Raw genomic sequence first — 17317 nt, 5'->3', positions numbered from 1 at the left:
TTTTGCAATCAAAATACAGTCGGCGCACGCGGTGCCGGATCGCTCCGGATCAGGGCAATTATTCGCCGTGCCTGAGCGCCCAGAGAAGCAGTTTTGCATAGAGCCGTTCGCGCAGGCTTGCGGGCACTGCCAGTTGCATCCTCTCGAGGGCCGCGCGCTCCTCGTCATCGGGCCTACCTTCGGTCAAGGACGCAAGGACTGCACGCGCAAGCAATGGTCTGGACGCAGTTGAGTGCTTCAGAAGCCGCAGTGCCGGAATCAAGCGCTGTTCATCCTCGGAAAACTCCGCGCCAAATGGAAAACTGGCGCGCCAGCCTTCCTTGCGCAGCGGAGCAAGCGCTTCGGCTATGCGCGCCGGAGTGTTGCGGCGGAAGTTCGGCGGAATGGCGTAGTTCTTCTCGATCTTGCCGACGGATTTCGCCGCGTCGAGCAATTCTTCCTGAAAGGCCGAGTCGGCGATTGCAAGCATGGCGGCGATGCAGTCCCGGTCGGATTTGCCGCGCAGATCGGCAGCGCCGTATTCGGTCACGACGATGTCGCGCAGATGCCGCGGCAGCGTCGTGTGACCGTAGGACCAGACGAGGCGCGATTCACGGCGCCCGCGCGCCCGGCGCGCCGCGTTTAGCGTGATGATGGAGCGCGCGCCTTCGAGCGCGAAAGCCTGGGCGACGAAGTTGTACTGCCCGCCAACCCCGGAGACGACGCGGCCGTCGGCAAGCGCGTCCGACACCGTTGCTCCCAGTAGCGTGACCATCATCGCATTGTTGACGAAGCGCGCGTGCACCCGATCGGCGCGCTTTCTTTCCTCCTCGCCGTAAAGCTCGTTGACGAAGGAAATGCCGCGCATCCGGAAAAGCGCACGCTCCTCCTCAGGCAGGCTGCGGAGAAACCCGTAGAACGCATTGCTGCCGACGAAGAAGCCGGAATGGAGGATGGCGCCATCGGAGGCGCGGCGCTTCAGGATGCCTTCCCGGTAGAGATCCATGAAACCGTCGACGAACATCTCGCTGGCGGCGTAGAGGCCGGTTTCGAAGGTTCCCGTCTCCCGTCCTGCGGCCTGATTACTTGGCGAGAGGCGATGCAGCGCGCCGGCAAAAAGCTCGGGCTGCCGCTGCCGCAGGATCAGGCCGGCGGTAAGCGCGTCGCCCAGCGAGCCAATGCCGATCTGCAGCGTTCCGCCGTCCTTCACCAGACTTGCCGCGTGGATGCCGACGGCGTGATCGGCGGCCGATACCGGCTCCCTTGGCACGACGAAGAGCGGCCGGTCGCGATCGGGTCCGTCGAGAATGAGATCGAATTCGCCGGCCGGCAGCACCGCCTCGCCGGGCATGAAGGGCAATTGCGAGCTCACTTCACCCACCAGCAGGACTGGCTCGCGCCGGGCCGTCAGTACCGGCAGAATGTCGAGCGTGATGTCGGAATTGCAGGACAGGCTATACTCGGCGTTGGCGCCGTCGCCGCGCTTTGCCACAAGCTGCGCGATCACGTTGACGCCGCGGTCGAGTACGTAGCGGCCGGCATGGGTGTAGTTGGCGCAGACATAGTTCTGCTGGGCGATCTCGATCGAGAGCCAACGCCCCGCGACGAAGAAGAACTCGCTGACGCGGACATTTTCCGGCAGCGAGCCGTCGCGCAGCGCCTTGGTATAGGCGAGACCCGGGTAGCCCGGATATAGCCGCTCGTTCAGCGGCTCGATGAAGCGGCGCTCCATGTCGCTCGACCAGGAAGGCTTCTCCAGCGTCAGTGCGGTGAAGATATCGAGATCGATCGTCCTGTCCCCGGCCGCCCGCTCGAACAGCGCATTGGCGACAAGATTGGCCTTGCCGAGCCCGAGCGGAAGCGCGAGCACGATGCGCCCGCCAAGGCGCTCGATAATGCGGTCGGCGACGCTTTCAGCCTGTTGGTGCTGGTCCGGCTTGCCCGTCACGTTTCTCCGCCCAAAGCCTCCCAGCCCTTATCGGGGGCAAAGCGGGGTCCGTGCTTCTGTTCGAGCCGCTTCAGTGTCTCCTGAATATCCGCCACACCGCGGCTGCGCGCATAATGCATCGGCCCGCCGCGGAACGGCGCGAAACCGGTCGCGAAGATCATCGCGCCGTCGAGCGTGTCTTCGTCCTTGACGATGCCCTCACGCAGACAGCGCACGCAGGTGTTGAGCATGGGCAGCACGAGGCGGTCCGGCATTTCCGCGCTTGGCGCCGGCGCGTCGGACGCCTTTTTCGGCTTTCCCTTGTCGTCATATGCGTAGAGGCCCTTGCCCGCCTTTCGGCCGGTCTCGCCGTTTTCGACCTTTTTGGCGAGCCACGCCGGAATGTCGGGAATGGGGTCGTCGAGCTTGTCCTTGAGCATCCGCACGACCTCCAGGCCGATGTCGAGGCCGACGCGGTCGCCGAGCTCGATGGGTCCCATCGGCATGCCGAAATCCTCCGCCGCGCGGTCGATCGTCTCTTTGGGCGTTCCTTCGTCGAGCATGACGAAGGCTTCTGTCAGATACGGCGTCAAGGCGCGGTTGACGAGGAAGCCGGGCGCACTTTTCACGGCGGCCGGCAGCCGCTCGATCGCGCTGCAGAAGGCATGCGCCCTGTCGAGCGCCGTCTGGCTCGCTCTGTCGTGCGCGACGACCTCGACAAGCTCCATCTTGGCAACCGGGTTGAAGAAGTGCAGGCCGACCAGCCGATCCGGACAAGCCAGGCCTTCGCGCAACACCTCAAGCGGAATGCTCGACGTGTTGGTGGCCAGAATCGCGTCCTTCTTCATTTTCGGCGCGATCGCATCGAACACCTTGCGCTTGACGTCCGCCTTCTCCGCAACCGCCTCGATGACGAGATCCGCTTTGGCGACGCCCGAGCCGTCGAAATCGGGGATCAGGCGGTCGAGCGCGTCGCGCCGCTCGATGCCCGAATGAAGCTTCTTGTCGTAGAACTCCGCGGCGCGGCCAATCGCCTTGGCGATCGCGTTGCGGTCGAGGTCGGTAAGCGTGACATGCAGTCCATGCGACGCGCACCAGGCCGCGATATCGCCGCCCATCGTGCCCGAACCGATGACGTGGACATGCCGTATGCCGCTTTCGCCCTTGGCGGTGCCCTTCAGTCTCTCGTGCAGGAAGAAGACACGGATGAGGTTCTGCGCGGTCTCGCTGGCGAGCAGTTCCGAAAATGAGGTGATCTCGGCTCTCTGCATTGCCTTGGCGTCGCCGCCATGCTCCTCCCAGAGATCGATGAGGCGGTAGGGCGCCGGATAGTGCTTCTTCGGCGCGTGTTTCTCCGCCTCGGTCCGCATCTGGCGGGCGGCGATCTGGCGCGCCGGCGAGAGGCCGAACACGCCCGATTTCCAGTTGCCGCGATCCGTCTTCATCTTGCCGGCTACGGCCGCTCGCACGGCGTTTTTGACGTGGCGCTCCTCGACAACCGCGTCGACGAGGCCGAGCGCCTTGGCCTTCTTTGCGTGCACGGTCTTGCCCGTGAGCATCATCGTCATCGCCTCGACGGGATCGATCAGCGCCGGCAGCCGGAACGTCCCGCCAAGCCCCGGATGCAGGCCAAGCCTGATCTCGGGAAAGCCCAGCTTCGCATCGCCGACGGCGATGCGAAACTTGCAGGGGAGCACGATTTCGAGCCCGCCGCCGAGGCAATGCCCGTGGATGACGGCCACGGTAGGGATGCTGAGCGCCGCCAGCCTGTCGACGATCTCATGCGCCCGCCTCATGCGCGTCTCGACCTCACCCGCCTCGGTCACGCCTTTGAAGTCGCGGATGTCGGCACCGGCGATGAAGCCGCCCTTCTTGGCCGAGCGGATGACGAGGCCCTTGGCGCCCATACCCTCGACATCGGCAAGCGCGGTGTCGAGTTCGGCCATCACTGCCTCCGACAGCGTGTTCGTGCTTTCGTTGGCCCTGTCGAGCACAAGCCAGGCAATATCGTCCGATCCCTTGCTCAGCCGCGAGTGCGTGAAAACCTTCACGGTGTCCTTCGGTCCCAGATCCATGTTGCGGGGAGCGAGTGCCTTCCAGACGGAGGCCTTTGTGACCGGCATCAAGAAACCTCCAGAAGCATCGCGCCGCCTTGCCCGCCGCCGATGCATTCGGTGGCTATGCCGCGCTTCAGCCCGAGCCGGCGCATTGCGTTGACGAGGTGAAGCACGAGGCGGTTTCCGCTCGTGCCGACCGGATGGCCAAGGCTGATCGCCCCTCCGTCGACATTGAGCCGGTTGCGGTCTATACGCCCGAAGACGCCGTCGAGACGGAGCACGTTGCGGCAATATTCCTCATCCTCCCACGCGGCGAGGCAGGCGAGCACCTGTGCGGCGAAGGCTTCGTTGAGTTCCCAAAGATCGATGTCCTCGCAGGAGAGAACCCGGCGTTTCATGATCTCAGTCGAACACAATGTCGGGGCTAGTCCCATGATCGAGGGATCGAGCGCCGACCATTCGCTGTCGACGATCCGGGCGAGGGGCGTGAGCTTGTGCTTTTTCACCGCTTCTTCCGACGCCAGGACGGTCCAACACGCCCCATCGGTGATCTGGGAGGAATTGCCGGCGGTGACGTTGCCGTAAGGCTTTTCGAAAACCGGGCTCAATTTGGCGAGCTTGTCCATCGAGGTGTCGGGCCGCACCCCGTCATCATGGTCGTAGAGCGTGCCATCGCGGGCGACCGCCGGGATGACCTCGCCGTCGAGAAAGCCGTTGTTCTGCGCGCGCGCCAGACGCTGATGGCTTTCCAGGGCATAGGCATCGGCGGCTTTGCGCGTGATGCCGAAGAGGTGGCCGATCACTTCCGCCGTTTGGCCCATATTGAGTTCGGTAATCGGATCGGTGAGTCCGCGTTCGAGCCCGATCACCGGCTTTGCCATCTCCGGCCGCAAGCCCGCGAGAGCGGCGGTTTTTTTCCAGGCGGTCTTGGCCGTTGCGAAGCGGCCGAACCATTCGACCGTCTGCTGGCGAAGCACCAATGGCGCGTGGGACAGCGCCTCCGTCCCGCCAGCGAGAATGAGATCGGCCTTGCCGGCTTCAATCGTCCGAAAGGCGGTATCGATCGACTGCATGCTGGAGCCGCAGTTGATCTGGACGGTGAAGGCCGTCATTTCCGCGCCCATGCCGAGCCTGAGCGTGGCCACGCGCGCGGGGTTCATCTCGTCGGCGATAACATTGACGCAGCCGAGGATCACGGTGTCGAATTCGTCCGGAGAAAAGGGCTGGCGCGTGAGCAGCGGCCGTCCGCATTGGACCGCCAGATCGACCGGCGTGAACGGCCCCGGCTTGTTGCGAGCCCGGAGGAAAGGCGTCCGTGCGCCGTCGACCAGATAGACGGGACGGCCGGAACTTGCCTCGGTCCGGCCGGCGGTTCTCGATCTGCCGGCGGTTGTTTTCCTGGCTGCGCTCGCTTTCGCCGCACGTGCCGGGCTCTTCGCCTTCGCTCCGGACTTCGGCGCCTGGGCCATCAACTTGCTCCCCATATTCATCGGCGGGATGTCGAGCTGAATTGTCTCTTGGAGGAGAGTGAGAAGATCATGCCTCCTACCGCACAATTCCGCCTCGAAGGCCGAACGTTCAAATCTGCGGATCGGTTCCGCTTGCGCGCTCTAACGCCTCGGTCATGTCCAACTCACGAATCCGTTATTTCTCCCGGGCTTCCCAAAGGTCACTAACGAATGGTAAATGGGTGAAAAAACACGTGACTTGGGCGGGTAATGGGCTTCTTTACAACGCGAATATGGATTCGTGCGGGGATTCTTGCGGCTTTTGCAGTGGCTGGAATGTCGGCAGGGCAGGCAACAGCTGAAAATGATGTGCCGGGAACGATGCTGATTGGCAGGAGAACGTCACCGCCGATCGGCCACTACGAATTCTGCCAAAGGATGAGTTCGGAATGCCGGATCTGGTCCGATCGACGCGATCCGGTGCAGATGTCCGACGCGATGTGGACATTGCTCGGCAGCGTCAACACGGCTGTCAACAGATCGATAAAGGCGCTGAGCGACAACAAGGCATACAGCAAAGAGGAATTCTGGACCTTTCCTGACGACGGCACAGGCGATTGCGAAGACTATGTGTTGCTCAAAAGGAAAATGCTCTACACGCACGGCATTCCGCTTTCGAACCTGCTGATTACCGTTGTCAGACAGAAAGACGGCGAAGGACATGCCGTGCTGACTGTCAGGACGGGGGACGGCGACCTGATTCTCGACAATTTGAACGACGACGTGAAGCCTTGGACGCAGACGGGATATCGGTTCATGAAACGCCAGTCAGCGCGATACACAGGGCGCTGGCTTTCGATCCTGGACGACAGAGACGTCCTGGTAAGCTCAGTCAATTAGTTGCAGCTTTCGCCATAGCGCGGGAAGCCGGGCGGAGCAGCCTCCGCTTTCATCGCCTTATCCCTTGACCCCGCCCGCGGTGAGGCCGGGGACGATTCTGCGCTGGAAGACGAGGACGAGGATGACCAGCGGCACGGTGACGATCACCGAGGCGGCCATGATAATGCCCCAAGGAGTTTCGAACTGGGAGTTGCCGGAGAGGAGCGCGATTGCCACCGGCACGGTACGCTGCTCGTTGTTGGAGGTGAAGGTGAGGGCGAAAAGGAACTCGTTCCACGCGCCGATGAAGGCGAGAAGCCCAGTGGTCACCAGCGCCGGTCCCATCAACGGCAGAAAAACGCGCGTGATGATGATCCAGGGCGTCGCGCCGTCGATGATTGCCGCCTCCTCGATCTCGGTCGGCAGGTCGCGCACGAAGGTGGTGAGCACCCAGACGGTGAACGGCAACGTGAAGATCATGTAGGAAAAGATCAGCGCGAAGAGCGAGTTGTAGAGGCCCAAGGCCCGGATCAGCTCGAAAAGGCCGGCAAGCACGGCCAATGGCGGGAACATCGAAACGGACAGGATCGTAACGAGTAGAAGCGAGCGGCCGCGGAAGCGGATGCGCGCAAGCGCGTAAGCGGCGGTGACCCCGAGAAACAGCGAGATGACGACAACGGCGGCCGAGACGAAGAGCGAATTCAGAAGGTTGCGCGGGAACGTTCCCACGGTGAAAACGATCACATAATTGCTGAGGCTGAACGTCTTCGGCCAGTAGTCGACCTGGAACAGCGCCGTGCCCGACTTCAGGCTGGTGATGATGGCGTAGTAGAACGGGAAGACGGCAATGACGACGATTGCCGCGACAAGGAGATAGAAGGCCCCGCGCCTGACGATCCACATGATCAGCGGCCTCCGCCCAGTTTTACCCGGCCCACCCACATGAAGAGGATGGTCAGCGAGCCGAGGATGATGAAGAGTAGGGTCGAAGCGGCCGAGCCGTAGGCGAATTTGTCGAACTCGAACAGGTTCTCGCGGGCGAACACCGACATCGACTTGGTCTGCAAATTGTTCGGCGTGAGCACGTAGATCAGATCGAATATGCGGAAGGCATCGAGGCCGCGGAAGATCACGGCCACCATCAGCGCCGGCCGAATGAGCGGCAGGGTCACCTTCCAGAAAACCTGCCACGGGTTGGCGCCGTCGAGCTTGGCCACCTCGTGGATTTCGTTCGGGATCATCTGAAGGGCGGCGAGAATGAGGAGCGCCATGAAGGGCGTCGTCTTCCAGATATCGACGATGAGCACGGCGATCATCGCGGTGTCGGTATTGGCGGTCCAGGCTATCTTCGTACTGATCAGGCCGAGCCTGAGAAGGATGTCGTTGAGGATGCCGAACTGATCGTTGAGCATCCACTGCCACATTTTCGCCGACACGATCGTCGGGATCGCCCAGGGAACGAGGATGGCGGCGCGCACGATGCCACGGCCACGGAACTCGGAGTTGAGCACCAGCGCGACGATCGTGCCGAGAATCGTCTCGCAGGTGACCGAGATCACCGCGAAGCGCACCGTGTTCCAGACGGCGCGCCACCAGACGGGATCGACGAGCAGGCCGTCATAGACGACCCGGCCGCTCGGCATTTTCAGGACCGAGAAGTAGTTGGCAAAGCCTACCCATTGACGGGCTTCCAGGTCGGCGAGCGAGGCGTCGGTGAAGCCGAAATAGATAGTTCGCATCAGCGGCCAGCCGGCGACGGCTGCGAGCACGATCAGCATCGGGGCGAGGAACAGCCAGGCCGAGCGCGCGCGCTGGCGCATCAGCTGCGAGCGGCCGGCAGTCGGCACAGCGATTTCAAGCGTCAGTCCGGCTTGTGCCATGGCGCACCTGCTAATTCACTCACCCTGGATAGCGGACAGCCATTGCAAGGGCGGCAATTCCGTCATCCGCTCGACCGGACGAGTGTGAAAAATGCCGGCGGGCGACCCGCCGGCGCGTTTTCACGGCGAGACTACCAGCCAGCGCCCTTGAGCTTGGTCAAAGAGACCTCGAGTTCGGCGAGGTTTTCGGCGGCCGTGCCCTCGCCGGACATCGTCTTGTGCACGGCGGTCCAGAACTGGCTCGATACCTCATTGTACTTGATCTTGACCGGGGCCGAGGGACGCGGCACCGCGTCGAGGAAGACGTCCTTCCAGCGCGGAATGATCGGCTGCTCCCTGGCGATGTCGGCGTCCTCGTAAAGCGCCTGAATGGTCGGCAAATTCGACGTCCTCAGGGTGCGGTATTTCTGCATCTCGGGCGAGGCGATCCACTTGACCAGCTCGATCGCCGCTTCCGGATTCTCGGAGTATTTGGAGACCGCGAGATTCCAGCCGCCGAGTGTTGCGGCCGAGCGGGCGCCTTCGCCGGACCCCGCCGGCAGCGTGGTCACGTCGAACTTGCCTTTGATGGCGGAGTCTTCGCTGTTGCCGAGAGAATAGGCGTAAGGCCAATTGCGCATGAAGACCGAGTTGCCGGTCTGCCAGACGCCCCGCGCCTCTTCCTCCTGGTAAGCCAGGACCCCGGGAGGCGAGATGGCTCCCACCCAGCCCTTGGCCATTTCCACGGCCGCGGCTGCTTGCGGGTTGTTGACGGAGATCGTGCCATCCGGCTCGATGATCTGACCGCCGCCGTTCGACTTCACCCATTCGAGCGCGTTGCAGGTCAGCCCCTCATAGGCGTTGCCCTGAAAGACGAAGCCCCACATGTCCGCTTTGCCGGCCTCGCGCTCCTTGTCCATGACGAGCTTGGCGGTCTCAGTCAGTTCCGCCCATGTGGTCGGGACCTTGGCGCCGTATTTGTCGAGGAGGTCCTTGCGGTAATAGAGCGCCGGCGCATCGGTGAACACCGGCACGGCGACCAGTCTGCCATTGACTGTCTGCGACTCGATGATCGACGGGAAATGGGCGCCGACGACGTCCTTGGTCGCCTCGGTCAGGTCGACGAGCTGGTTGGCGAGCTGCGGAGCCCAGATGACGTCCGTCTGATAAACGTCGATGTCGGTGTTCTGGGCGGCGAGCCAGAGCCTGTATTGGCCGAACTGATCCGTCGTCGAGGTCGGCATCGGAACGATTGTGACCTTGTTGCCGGTGTTCTTCTCGAACTGATCGAGTATCTCGCGAAGTACCTGCAGGCCATTGCCGGTATCGCCCGACACGATGGCCATATCGACAGCCTGCGCCGGACCGGCGGCCAGCATCGCGCCTGCTGCAAAGGCAAGAAATGTGCGACGAAGCTTCATGGTGGTAAACCTCCCCTTCAAGCTTTCAGGTCGTGCGGGAGGAAACGCCGACCTGAAACGCCTTCTCGTTAACGCTTGGCGTAAACGGACTGGCGATCACCGCGGCTCTCGATCGAACCCGCAAGCTCAGGGAGCACCATCATGACGTTGCAAGTCAAGCCCGCCGGCATTCCGGCATAAAGAGGGCAACGACTCCGAGCGTTGCGCACGCCGTATCTGAAGCCGGAGGGTGAGGTTCTACTTGCCCTGGCGGAAATCTCTTCCATTTACATGGACTTGGGGAGGTATTCCGGCCAACGCTCCGGATCACGCGAGGCAACGCATGCGGGAACTGCCGCACGACATAGACGCTGACGTGATATTCGAGATCAGCCGTTTGCTGGACGGCCATTCCAAGGTTTCGCCAGTGTCGATCATGTGGCTGATCGACGAAATTCGCCAGAACTTCGAGACCGCACTATCCGACGACGCCTTGGAACTGCTCGCCGTGGAGATGGTTTCGACACGGCATCTTCCGATGAAGCTCGATCGGCCGCCAAAGAAGCGGCGGCAACAGCCGACCTCCAAATCCGATTGATCCGCATTGGGCCGGGTCTGCGTCATCCTATGACCGATACTCTCACGCCCCGGGCGGTTTGGTCCGGGTCTCGGATTCCAGAACCCCGGCCGGAACGGACATGTCCCTGGCCAGGATCCCGGAGACCCGGGCCAACGCCATAAATGCCTTGCGGGCGTCGTCGGCCGATTCCTGGTCGATGGTGGCCGCAAAACAGGAGTTCAATGCGCGTTGATAGATCGGGCTTTCCGGCGCGCCCGACCAATTCTGGAGAAACGTAAGCGCTTCCTCGACATCATAGATTTCAGTCACTGGCCGGCCGGCTTCCGTCACGATCCGCACCGGCATGATGAACTGCAGTCTGTCCATGGGTCTGGTCCCCGCGTGCTCCAGCCCTTTCAGGGCTGGCCGGTTCAACGCGTCAGCAGCTTGTCGGTTGCCATTCTAGTCCTCTTCTGGACTGGGCGGAAGCTCGGGTTCGCTTGCCGTCCGAGTTTGCACGCTTCCGATCCGCGCGGCCGTATTTCGTTTGATATTTCGTCGCCTTGCGCGCTAAAGCTGCCCTGCAATCCTTTCCCGACTTGGAGCGAGGCATTTGGAAGGCCAGGACGATCCGAAGCCGGGCGCCGATGCCCATGAGCCGACCCACGCCGACATTTACGGCGAGGACGGCGTCATCCGCGCATCGTTCCTCGCCCATATCGGCGCGGCCATCGCCGATCGCGACACGCTGACGCTCAAGCAGGATGTCGGACACCTTCACCAGTCCGAACTCGGCGACCTGCTCGAAGCGCTGCTGCCCGAGCAGCGCCGTGCGCTGGTCGATCTCCTCGGCGCGGATTTCGATTTTTCGTCGCTGACGGAAGTCGATGAGGCCATACGTCTCGAGATCGTCGATGCGCTGCCCAACGCGCAGATCGCGCAGGCGGTCCAGGAACTCGATTCCGACGACGCGGTCTACATCCTGGAGGATCTGGACGAAGCAGATCAGGATGAGATCCTGGCGCAGCTGCCGTTCACCGAGCGCATCAGGCTGCGGCGCTCGCTGGACTACCCGGAAGAATCGGCCGGCCGGCGCATGCAGACCGAGTTCGTCGCCGTGCCGCCTTTCTGGACCGTCGGCCAGACCATCGACTACATGCGCGACGATCAGAACCTGCCTGACCGTTTCAGCCAGGTCTTCGTCATCGACCCGACCTTCACGCTTCTCGGCGCGGTCGATCTCGACAAGATCCTGCGCTCCAAGCGCTCGGTGAAGATCGAGGAGGTAATGCACGAGACGCGCCACGCTATCCCGGCCAGCATGGACCAGGAAGAGGCGGCGCGCGAATTCGAGCAATACGACCTTTTGTCGGCCGCCGTCGTGGACGAGAACGAGCGGCTGGTCGGCGTGCTGACCATCGACGACGTCGTCGACGTGATCCAGCAGGAAGCGGAGGAGGATCTCCTGCGCATGGGCGGCGTCGGCGACGAGGAGCTTTCCGATACGGTCATTGACACGTCGCGTTCGCGCGTGCCCTGGCTGCTGGTCAATCTTGTCACCGCCTTCCTCTCCGCCTCGGTCATCAGCATGTTCGGCGCGACCATCGAGGAGATGGTGGCGCTGGCCGCGCTGATGCCGATCGTCGCCTCGCTCGGAGGCAACGCCGGCACCCAGACGATGACCGTCACGGTGCGGGCGCTGGCGACCCGCGACCTCGACATCTACAATGCCGGGCGCGTCATCCGCCGCGAGGTGATGGTAGGGCTGCTCAACGGCGCGGTCATCGCCACGATTGTCGGCCTGGTCGCGGGTTTCTGGTTCCAGAACGCAGACCTCGGCTTCGTCATCGCCGCCGCGATGATCATCAACATGCTGGCCGCGGCCTTAGGCGGCATTCTGATACCGCTGTTCCTCGACAGGCTGGGCGCCGATCCGGCGATCTCGTCGTCGATCTTCACCACCATGGTCACCGACGTGATCGGCTTCTTCGCCTTCCTCGGGCTCGCCGCCTGGTGGCTGCATCTGGGCTATCCCCCTGCATGAATGCCCCACGGGCATCGCAATTGACTTTTACGTAAACGCCATGCGAGGGTTTGCCTGGGAATCGGGCGAGCTGCCCTTGGGAGCGACAATGCGGGAATATTATTCGATCACCGAACTGACCCGCGAGTTCGACATTTCGACGCGCACGCTCCGCTTCTACGAGGATGAGGGGCTGATCCAGCCGGTGCGGCGCGGCCGCACCCGCCTGTTCCGCCCCACCGACCGGCATCTGATCCGGCAGATCATGCGCGGCAAGCGCCTCGGCTTCTCGATCAGTGAAATCCGCGAGATCATCCAGATCTACAAGGAGCCGCCAGGCGAAGTCGGCCAGCTCAAGCTGATGATCAAGCGCATCGAGGAAAAGCGCGACGATCTGCGCCAGAAGCGCCGCGACCTCGAGGAAACGCTGGCCGAACTCGACCATGCCGAGGAATCCTGCGTCGAGCGGCTGGCCGAACTGGGCGTCAACACCTGAGAAACGTGACAGGCCGGGCAGGGGCGGTGTAGGATAAGAACCGCTTAGCCGGCGTGATTGCGAAGCAGGCATTGGGTGCCTTGCCGCAATGCGTTGACGGTCAAAAACAATTCTAAGGTGCTCCAACCCGGAGAGGGTGAGATGAGCGAAACCGGGAATCTACTATCTATTCTGCGCGAGTCGGCCGACGCCAAGGTGGTCGATGCTATCGGGGCGGCGATCGAACGCGGTCCCGACCGCGACCTGTGCCGGATCAATGCGCTGGCTTTTGCGGCGCGGCACGGGCTGAATGAAGAACAGACTATTGCCGCCCTTCTCCACGCCTCCAGGATCGGCCTTTTCGACATGTCCTGGAACGTGCTCTGTCCCGGCTGTGGCGGCGTTCTCGACGCCAACGCCTCGCTGAAGACCGTGCTCAAGGACGAGTATGTCTGCGCGCTCTGCGCCGACGGATATTCGCCGACGCTCGATGAGATGGTGGAGGTGACCTTCACCGTCAGTCCTCGGGTTCGCAAGATCGCGGCGCATAATCCTGACGAGCTTCCGGTCACCGAATACCTTCGCCAGGTCTACTGGGGCTCGGGCGTCGAACTGCCTGAAGAAGGCTATGAAGAGGCAGTTGAAGGCTTTGTGCTCGAGAGCGTTGAACTTCCGCCCGGCGAGAAAGCGATCCTGTCGATCCAGCTTCCCCCGGAATTCATCATCGTCTTCGAACCGGTGACGCATTCGGCGCAGTTCATCGACGTAAGGGGCGATCCGACGCGCGAACGCCAGAACCTTTCACTGGTCTTCGACAAGGATCACGTCCACAGCCAAGCGCTGGGGATGCGCCCGGGGCCGCTGCGGATCGCATTGGAAAACCGCACGGACAGGCGGGCTTTGCCAGCCGTCTGCATCGCAGGTGACGTCCTTCACGGGTTGCTCGGCAGGCGCAGGCCCTTCGTCACCGCCAAGCGGCTGTTGACCAACCAGACCTTTCGCGACCTCTACCGGACCGACACATTGACGGTGGACCAGCGGCTGAAGATCACCAGCCTGACGTTCCTGTTTACCGATTTGCGCGGCTCGACGGAGCTTTACGAGCGGGTCGGCGATCTGGTGGCCTTCGACCTGGTCAACGCGCATTTCCGTGTCCTGAACGAGATCGTGGCAGCGGAAGCTGGAGCGGTGGTCAAGACGATCGGCGATGCGGTGATGGCGACGTTCCCGACGCCCGACCGGGCGGTCGCCGCGGCGCTCAGGATGCGCGAAGCCATGCGCGAGTTGAACGCGAAAAGCGGCCGCGATGATCTCCTCCTGAAGATAGGCGTTCATGAGGGGCCCTGCATCGCGGTGACGATGAACGAGCGCCAGGACTATTTCGGCCAGACGGTCAACATCGCCTCGCGCGTCCAGGGCCTGGCCAATTCGCAGTCGATCTTTGCCACCGGGTCGGTCGTCAACGATGCCAAAGCAGCGGACCTGCTGCACATGAAAGATCTCTCGCCTGTATCGCAGGGCGCGTCGCTGCGCGGCATAGAGCGTGAAGTGATGGTCTACGCGATCCCGTAGCTCCCGCCCGGATGGACTGGCGTCATATCCAGCGTCTGACCCGCTTCGCATAGTCGCGGTACCTTTTTCCGAACCGCCCTTCGAGATGCCTCTCCTCACGCTCGATGGCGAGTTTCTGAGTGAGGAAGGCTGCGACAATGGCGAGCGGCAGGAACCAAGCGATGCCGGTTATCAGCCCGACGCCAATCATCAAGAGCGTGTTGCCAAGATAGATCGGGTTGCGGGTGAAGGAAAACGCGCCAGTCGTCACGAGATGCTCGGAAGCCCTGTTCGGCATGATGGTGGTCTTAGCGCGAGCCATTGTGCGCATCGCCGAAAAATCAAGGGCGACCATCGCCGCGACGAGGAGCCAGCCGGCGGCGAACAGGATGTCGGAGAGAGGCGCCGAAATCCATGGCAGCGGAAAGAGCAGGCCGAGTGCAATGCTGATCGCGATGGCCGCGAGGTAGATGATTGGCGGCCACGGCAGCCGGTTCGGGCCGTTCTGGATATCGGTCATGGCGCGCCTCCCTCGAGAATGGAATTGTCGGTCTCAATGGTGCACTGGCCGGCGAACGTTTCGATTTGCGAGCGCAATTCGGCGCTCTGGTCGCCCGCAAAGAGTCTCTTCAGCAAACCGTCCGGTTCGAGCGCGTCCAGCATGCAGACACAATAGCGCGTGCAGAACTCCGCGTCGCGGCTCTCCTCGCATGTCGCTTCGCAGGAAGCGCGGAACTGTACCTCCGGCGTTTCGACCGGAGCCGGAAAGCCTTGCGCAAACAGCCACAGGCCGGCGATCAGCAGCGGCTGATGGATGAGATAGACGGCGAGGCTGTGCCGACCGGCAAAGGTGAGGGGCAGCGACCACCGGCCTGTGTCGACGGCGGCAAGCTTGACAAAAAACCCCTGCGATGACGCAAGCTTGGCCGAGGCCAGCCCGATCAGAACCGCGCCGAACCACGGAAACACAGGCACGTAGTCGTTGGAACGGGGATTCACCGGCGACAGGCCGGTCCACCACCACGCCGGGTGGGCGAAGAATTCCGATCGCAGAAAGTTTGGCGCAGCGATCACCGCGGCCGCGACCATGAGCGTCAGCCACCAGGGCAGGCGCAGGAAGGCGAGGCCGAGCAGGCTCGCCAGCGCGATCTGGTGCAGGATACCGAAGAAGATGAAGCCGCCGGGCACCGCCAGCCAGGTGACGAGCGAAATCGCCGCCGCGGCGCCCGCCACCATGGCCAGCCGCCGCCAGAAGCCGGGCCAGCGGATGCCGCGGCCATGTGCGAGCAAAAGGCTGACGCCGACAAGGAACAGGAAGCTCGAGGCTATGCAGCGCGCGAACAGCTTCCAGCCGCCCGCAGCCGTCATGCCGGTTTGGGCATAGCCGAAAAACTCCAGATCCCAGGCGAAATGGTAGATCGCCATGGCCGCGAGCGCGGCACCACGCGCCACGTCGAGGGCTTCTATGCGCCGGGCGGGTGCTTCAATGGCTTTGGATTGTTCAGGATACATGCGGCGCGTGCTATTGGAGCGAAGTCGCGCAACCGTTATCACGGATGGGCGGCTGGGAAGAACCGGAGAATTCCCCATGCACAAAGTGAACGCCAATGGAGCGGCAATTCCCGCGCTCGGTCTCGGCACATGGACGCTGAACGGAGATCATTGCGCGGAGATGGTGGCGCATGCGCTGTCCGTCGGCTACCGCCATATCGATACCGCGGCCGCATACGATAATGAAGCGGCGGTAGGCGCCGGGTTGCGGGCGTCCGGCGTCGGTCGGGACGACATATTCGTCACCACCAAGGTGTGGTGGACCGACATTGCACCCGGCGATCTCGAACGCTCGGCCGAAGCGAGCCTGAAACAGTTGGGCATCGACGAGGTCGACCTGCTGCTGATCCATTGGCCGAACCCGAAGATCCCGCTCGAAGGTTCGATCAAGGCGCTAAACGCCACGAAAAGCTCCGGGCTCGCCAGGCATATCGGCGTCTCCAATTTCACCACCACGCTGCTTTCGCGGGCGATTGAGCTGTCGGATGCACCGCTTGTTGCCAACCAGGTCGAGTATCACCCCTATCTCGACCAGACGAAGGTGCTGCGCGCCTGCCGTGAAGCCGGGATGGCGATGGTGTCCTATTGCCCGCTGTCCAGGGGTGGCCCGCTGTTTATGGAAAAGGCAGTGACCGACGCGGCGGCGCGTCACTCCAAAAGTCCAGGCCAGGTTGTGCTGCGCTGGCATGTCCAGCAGGAAGGCGTCGTCGCCATCCCGCGCACCAACAGGCTGGCGCGCCTGGCGGAAAATTTCGCGATTTTCGATTTTGCGCTGTCGAACACCGAAATGGCGGCGATCTCTGCGCTGTCAAAGGCCAATATCCGGATCTGCGACTACGATTTCTCGCCGCAATGGGATGCGGCGTAATATGCCGCCGAGAAGAATGTCGCTGACGCCCGAGCTGGTGGCGCGCTGCCATCGGGCGGTCGAGGATCCAGGGCCCGAACCGGGTCTGGCCTATCTCGATGACACGGATTACGAGGCGATACTTGACACCGTCCTGGCAGGTCTGAGCGACGCCGAGCCGGTCTGGCTGTTCGCCTATGGCTCGCTGATCTGGAGGCCGGAACTGGAGCATGTAGAGGAGCGGCTGGCGCTGGCGCGCGGCTGGCACCGGGCTTTCTGCATAAAGATGACGCGCTGGCGCGGCACACTCGACCGGCCGGGGCTGATGATGGGCCTCGACCGCGGCGGCCAGTGCCGCGGCGTCGCCTACAGGCTGCCCGATGGGGATCTGCGCGAACGCTTCGCAAAACTGTTCCGGCGCGAGATGACCGCCAAGCCGTCGACCTACAGGCCGCACTGGATGAAGCTGGAGACGGCCGAAGGGCCGGTGACGGCGCTCGGCTTTGTCGTCAACCGGGGCGGCCGCACCTATGCCGGCAAGCTCGACGAGGCGGCCGTGGCCAGGGCGCTGGCCGGCGCCTGCGGCCATCTCGGCTCCGGACCGGACTATCTCTACAACACCGTCAGCCATCTCGAGGAACGCGGCATCCACGACCGCCATTTGTGGCGGCTGCAGAAATTGGTTGCGGAACTGATCACCGAGAACGGCTAGCGCGATTGCGACGTATTTCGCCCGGAAGCGCCGGGAATTTGGTTTGCGGC

Annotated in this window: 16 protein-coding genes; 7 read left to right on the top strand and 9 right to left on the bottom strand. The window is 62.8% G+C overall.

Features of this window, described 5'->3' with window-relative positions; all coding sequences use genetic code 11:
* Positions 1 to 58: 58 nt before the first annotated feature.
* The 3 genes from G6N73_RS04255 to G6N73_RS04245 are packed head-to-tail and all read right to left on the bottom strand — an operon-like array spanning position 59 to position 5432.
* Positions 59 to 1927, bottom strand: a complete 1869-nt coding sequence (locus G6N73_RS04255; protein ID WP_165023845.1) for an acetyl-CoA hydrolase/transferase C-terminal domain-containing protein — start codon at positions 1925 to 1927, stop codon at positions 59 to 61.
* The gene (locus tag G6N73_RS04250; protein ID WP_165023842.1) at positions 1924 to 4029 is read right to left on the bottom strand and encodes a 3-hydroxyacyl-CoA dehydrogenase NAD-binding domain-containing protein; all 2106 of its coding nucleotides are present in this window, start codon (positions 4027 to 4029) and stop codon (positions 1924 to 1926) included. The genes G6N73_RS04255 and G6N73_RS04250 overlap by 4 nt, the downstream gene beginning before the upstream one ends.
* Entirely contained in the window at positions 4029 to 5432 is a 1404-nt protein-coding gene (locus G6N73_RS04245; protein WP_165023840.1) for an acetyl-CoA C-acetyltransferase, read from the bottom strand. The genes G6N73_RS04250 and G6N73_RS04245 overlap by 1 nt, the downstream gene beginning before the upstream one ends.
* A 249-nt stretch (positions 5433 to 5681) precedes the next feature.
* Between G6N73_RS04245 and G6N73_RS04240 the strand changes: the two genes are divergently transcribed.
* Positions 5682 to 6311: a transglutaminase-like cysteine peptidase gene (locus tag G6N73_RS04240; protein ID WP_165023838.1), complete on the top strand. Its 630-nt coding sequence runs from the start codon at positions 5682 to 5684 to the stop codon at positions 6309 to 6311.
* A 57-nt stretch (positions 6312 to 6368) separates the two neighbouring features.
* Here the strand turns inward: G6N73_RS04240 and G6N73_RS04235 are convergent, their stop codons facing one another.
* The 3 genes from G6N73_RS04235 to G6N73_RS04225 form a co-directional block, all read right to left on the bottom strand.
* Positions 6369 to 7193 (bottom strand): carbohydrate ABC transporter permease, encoded by an 825-nt coding sequence (locus tag G6N73_RS04235; RefSeq protein WP_165023835.1) that lies wholly within the window; start codon positions 7191 to 7193, stop codon positions 6369 to 6371.
* A gap of 2 nt (positions 7194 to 7195) precedes the next feature.
* A complete protein-coding gene (locus G6N73_RS04230; RefSeq protein WP_206078654.1) occupies positions 7196 to 8170 on the bottom strand; it encodes a carbohydrate ABC transporter permease in 975 nt (324 codons plus the stop codon).
* A gap of 131 nt (positions 8171 to 8301) precedes the next feature.
* A complete protein-coding gene (locus G6N73_RS04225; RefSeq protein WP_165023832.1) occupies positions 8302 to 9570 on the bottom strand; it encodes an ABC transporter substrate-binding protein in 1269 nt (422 codons plus the stop codon).
* A gap of 322 nt (positions 9571 to 9892) precedes the next feature.
* Here G6N73_RS04225 and G6N73_RS04220 point away from each other — a divergent pair, with 322 nt between their 5' ends.
* Positions 9893 to 10147: a hypothetical protein gene (locus tag G6N73_RS04220; protein WP_165023830.1), complete on the top strand. Its 255-nt coding sequence runs from the start codon at positions 9893 to 9895 to the stop codon at positions 10145 to 10147.
* A gap of 42 nt (positions 10148 to 10189) precedes the next feature.
* On the opposite strand, the gene G6N73_RS04215 is transcribed toward G6N73_RS04220, so the two are convergent.
* Positions 10190 to 10495, bottom strand: coding sequence for a DUF982 domain-containing protein (locus G6N73_RS04215; protein ID WP_165023827.1), 306 nt, complete (start codon positions 10493 to 10495; stop codon positions 10190 to 10192).
* A 226-nt stretch (positions 10496 to 10721) separates the two neighbouring features.
* Between G6N73_RS04215 and mgtE the strand changes: the two genes are divergently transcribed.
* From mgtE to G6N73_RS04200, 3 genes are all read left to right on the top strand, one after another.
* Complete coding sequence (gene mgtE / locus G6N73_RS04210; protein WP_165023825.1) at positions 10722 to 12152, top strand: magnesium transporter; 1431 nt, start codon at positions 10722 to 10724, stop codon at positions 12150 to 12152.
* 88 nt (positions 12153 to 12240) lie between these two features.
* Complete coding sequence (locus G6N73_RS04205) at positions 12241 to 12627, top strand: MerR family transcriptional regulator (protein ID WP_165023822.1); 387 nt, start codon at positions 12241 to 12243, stop codon at positions 12625 to 12627.
* A 141-nt stretch (positions 12628 to 12768) separates the two neighbouring features.
* Positions 12769 to 14178: an adenylate/guanylate cyclase domain-containing protein gene (locus G6N73_RS04200; protein WP_165023820.1), complete on the top strand. Its 1410-nt coding sequence runs from the start codon at positions 12769 to 12771 to the stop codon at positions 14176 to 14178.
* Positions 14179 to 14200: 22 nt separating this feature from the next.
* On the opposite strand, the gene G6N73_RS04195 is transcribed toward G6N73_RS04200, so the two are convergent.
* Entirely contained in the window at positions 14201 to 14677 is a 477-nt protein-coding gene (locus tag G6N73_RS04195; protein WP_165023817.1) for a methyltransferase family protein, read from the bottom strand.
* A complete protein-coding gene (locus tag G6N73_RS04190; RefSeq protein WP_165023815.1) occupies positions 14674 to 15669 on the bottom strand; it encodes a heparan-alpha-glucosaminide N-acetyltransferase in 996 nt (331 codons plus the stop codon). The genes G6N73_RS04195 and G6N73_RS04190 overlap by 4 nt, the downstream gene beginning before the upstream one ends.
* Before the next feature lie 76 nt (positions 15670 to 15745).
* On the opposite strand from G6N73_RS04190, the gene G6N73_RS04185 reads away from it, so the two are divergent.
* Both G6N73_RS04185 and G6N73_RS04180 read left to right on the top strand, forming a co-directional pair.
* A complete protein-coding gene (locus G6N73_RS04185) occupies positions 15746 to 16576 on the top strand; it encodes an aldo/keto reductase (RefSeq protein WP_165023812.1) in 831 nt (276 codons plus the stop codon).
* Position 16577: 1 nt separating this feature from the next.
* Positions 16578 to 17267 (top strand): gamma-glutamylcyclotransferase, encoded by a 690-nt coding sequence (locus G6N73_RS04180; RefSeq protein WP_165023810.1) that lies wholly within the window; start codon positions 16578 to 16580, stop codon positions 17265 to 17267.
* The last annotated feature ends 50 nt before the right edge of the window (positions 17268 to 17317 follow it).

Source organism: Allomesorhizobium camelthorni (assembly GCF_011045125.1).
GTDB classification, from domain to species: domain Bacteria; phylum Pseudomonadota; class Alphaproteobacteria; order Rhizobiales; family Rhizobiaceae; genus Allomesorhizobium; species Allomesorhizobium camelthorni.
Note: the sequence above shows the minus strand (reverse complement) of the source record. Positions and strands in the feature narration are given on the sequence as shown.

Coding starts and splice junctions, on each gene's coding strand:
- G6N73_RS04250 (WP_165023842.1), bottom strand. CDS start 4,029: ATGCCGGTCACAAAGGCCTCCGTCTGGAAGGCACTCGCTCCCCGCAAC.
- G6N73_RS04245 (WP_165023840.1), bottom strand. CDS start 5,432: ATGGCCCAGGCGCCGAAGTCCGGAGCGAAGGCGAAGAGCCCGGCACGT.
- G6N73_RS04240 (WP_165023838.1), top strand. CDS start 5,682: ATGGGCTTCTTTACAACGCGAATATGGATTCGTGCGGGGATTCTTGCG.
- G6N73_RS04235 (WP_165023835.1), bottom strand. CDS start 7,193: ATGTGGATCGTCAGGCGCGGGGCCTTCTATCTCCTTGTCGCGGCAATC.
- G6N73_RS04230 (WP_206078654.1), bottom strand. CDS start 8,170: ATGGCACAAGCCGGACTGACGCTTGAAATCGCTGTGCCGACTGCCGGC.
- G6N73_RS04225 (WP_165023832.1), bottom strand. CDS start 9,570: ATGAAGCTTCGTCGCACATTTCTTGCCTTTGCAGCAGGCGCGATGCTG.
- G6N73_RS04220 (WP_165023830.1), top strand. CDS start 9,893: ATGCGGGAACTGCCGCACGACATAGACGCTGACGTGATATTCGAGATC.
- G6N73_RS04215 (WP_165023827.1), bottom strand. CDS start 10,495: ATGGACAGACTGCAGTTCATCATGCCGGTGCGGATCGTGACGGAAGCC.
- G6N73_RS04205 (WP_165023822.1), top strand. CDS start 12,241: ATGCGGGAATATTATTCGATCACCGAACTGACCCGCGAGTTCGACATT.
- G6N73_RS04200 (WP_165023820.1), top strand. CDS start 12,769: ATGAGCGAAACCGGGAATCTACTATCTATTCTGCGCGAGTCGGCCGAC.
- G6N73_RS04195 (WP_165023817.1), bottom strand. CDS start 14,677: ATGACCGATATCCAGAACGGCCCGAACCGGCTGCCGTGGCCGCCAATC.
- G6N73_RS04190 (WP_165023815.1), bottom strand. CDS start 15,669: ATGTATCCTGAACAATCCAAAGCCATTGAAGCACCCGCCCGGCGCATA.
- G6N73_RS04185 (WP_165023812.1), top strand. CDS start 15,746: ATGCACAAAGTGAACGCCAATGGAGCGGCAATTCCCGCGCTCGGTCTC.
- G6N73_RS04180 (WP_165023810.1), top strand. CDS start 16,578: ATGCCGCCGAGAAGAATGTCGCTGACGCCCGAGCTGGTGGCGCGCTGC.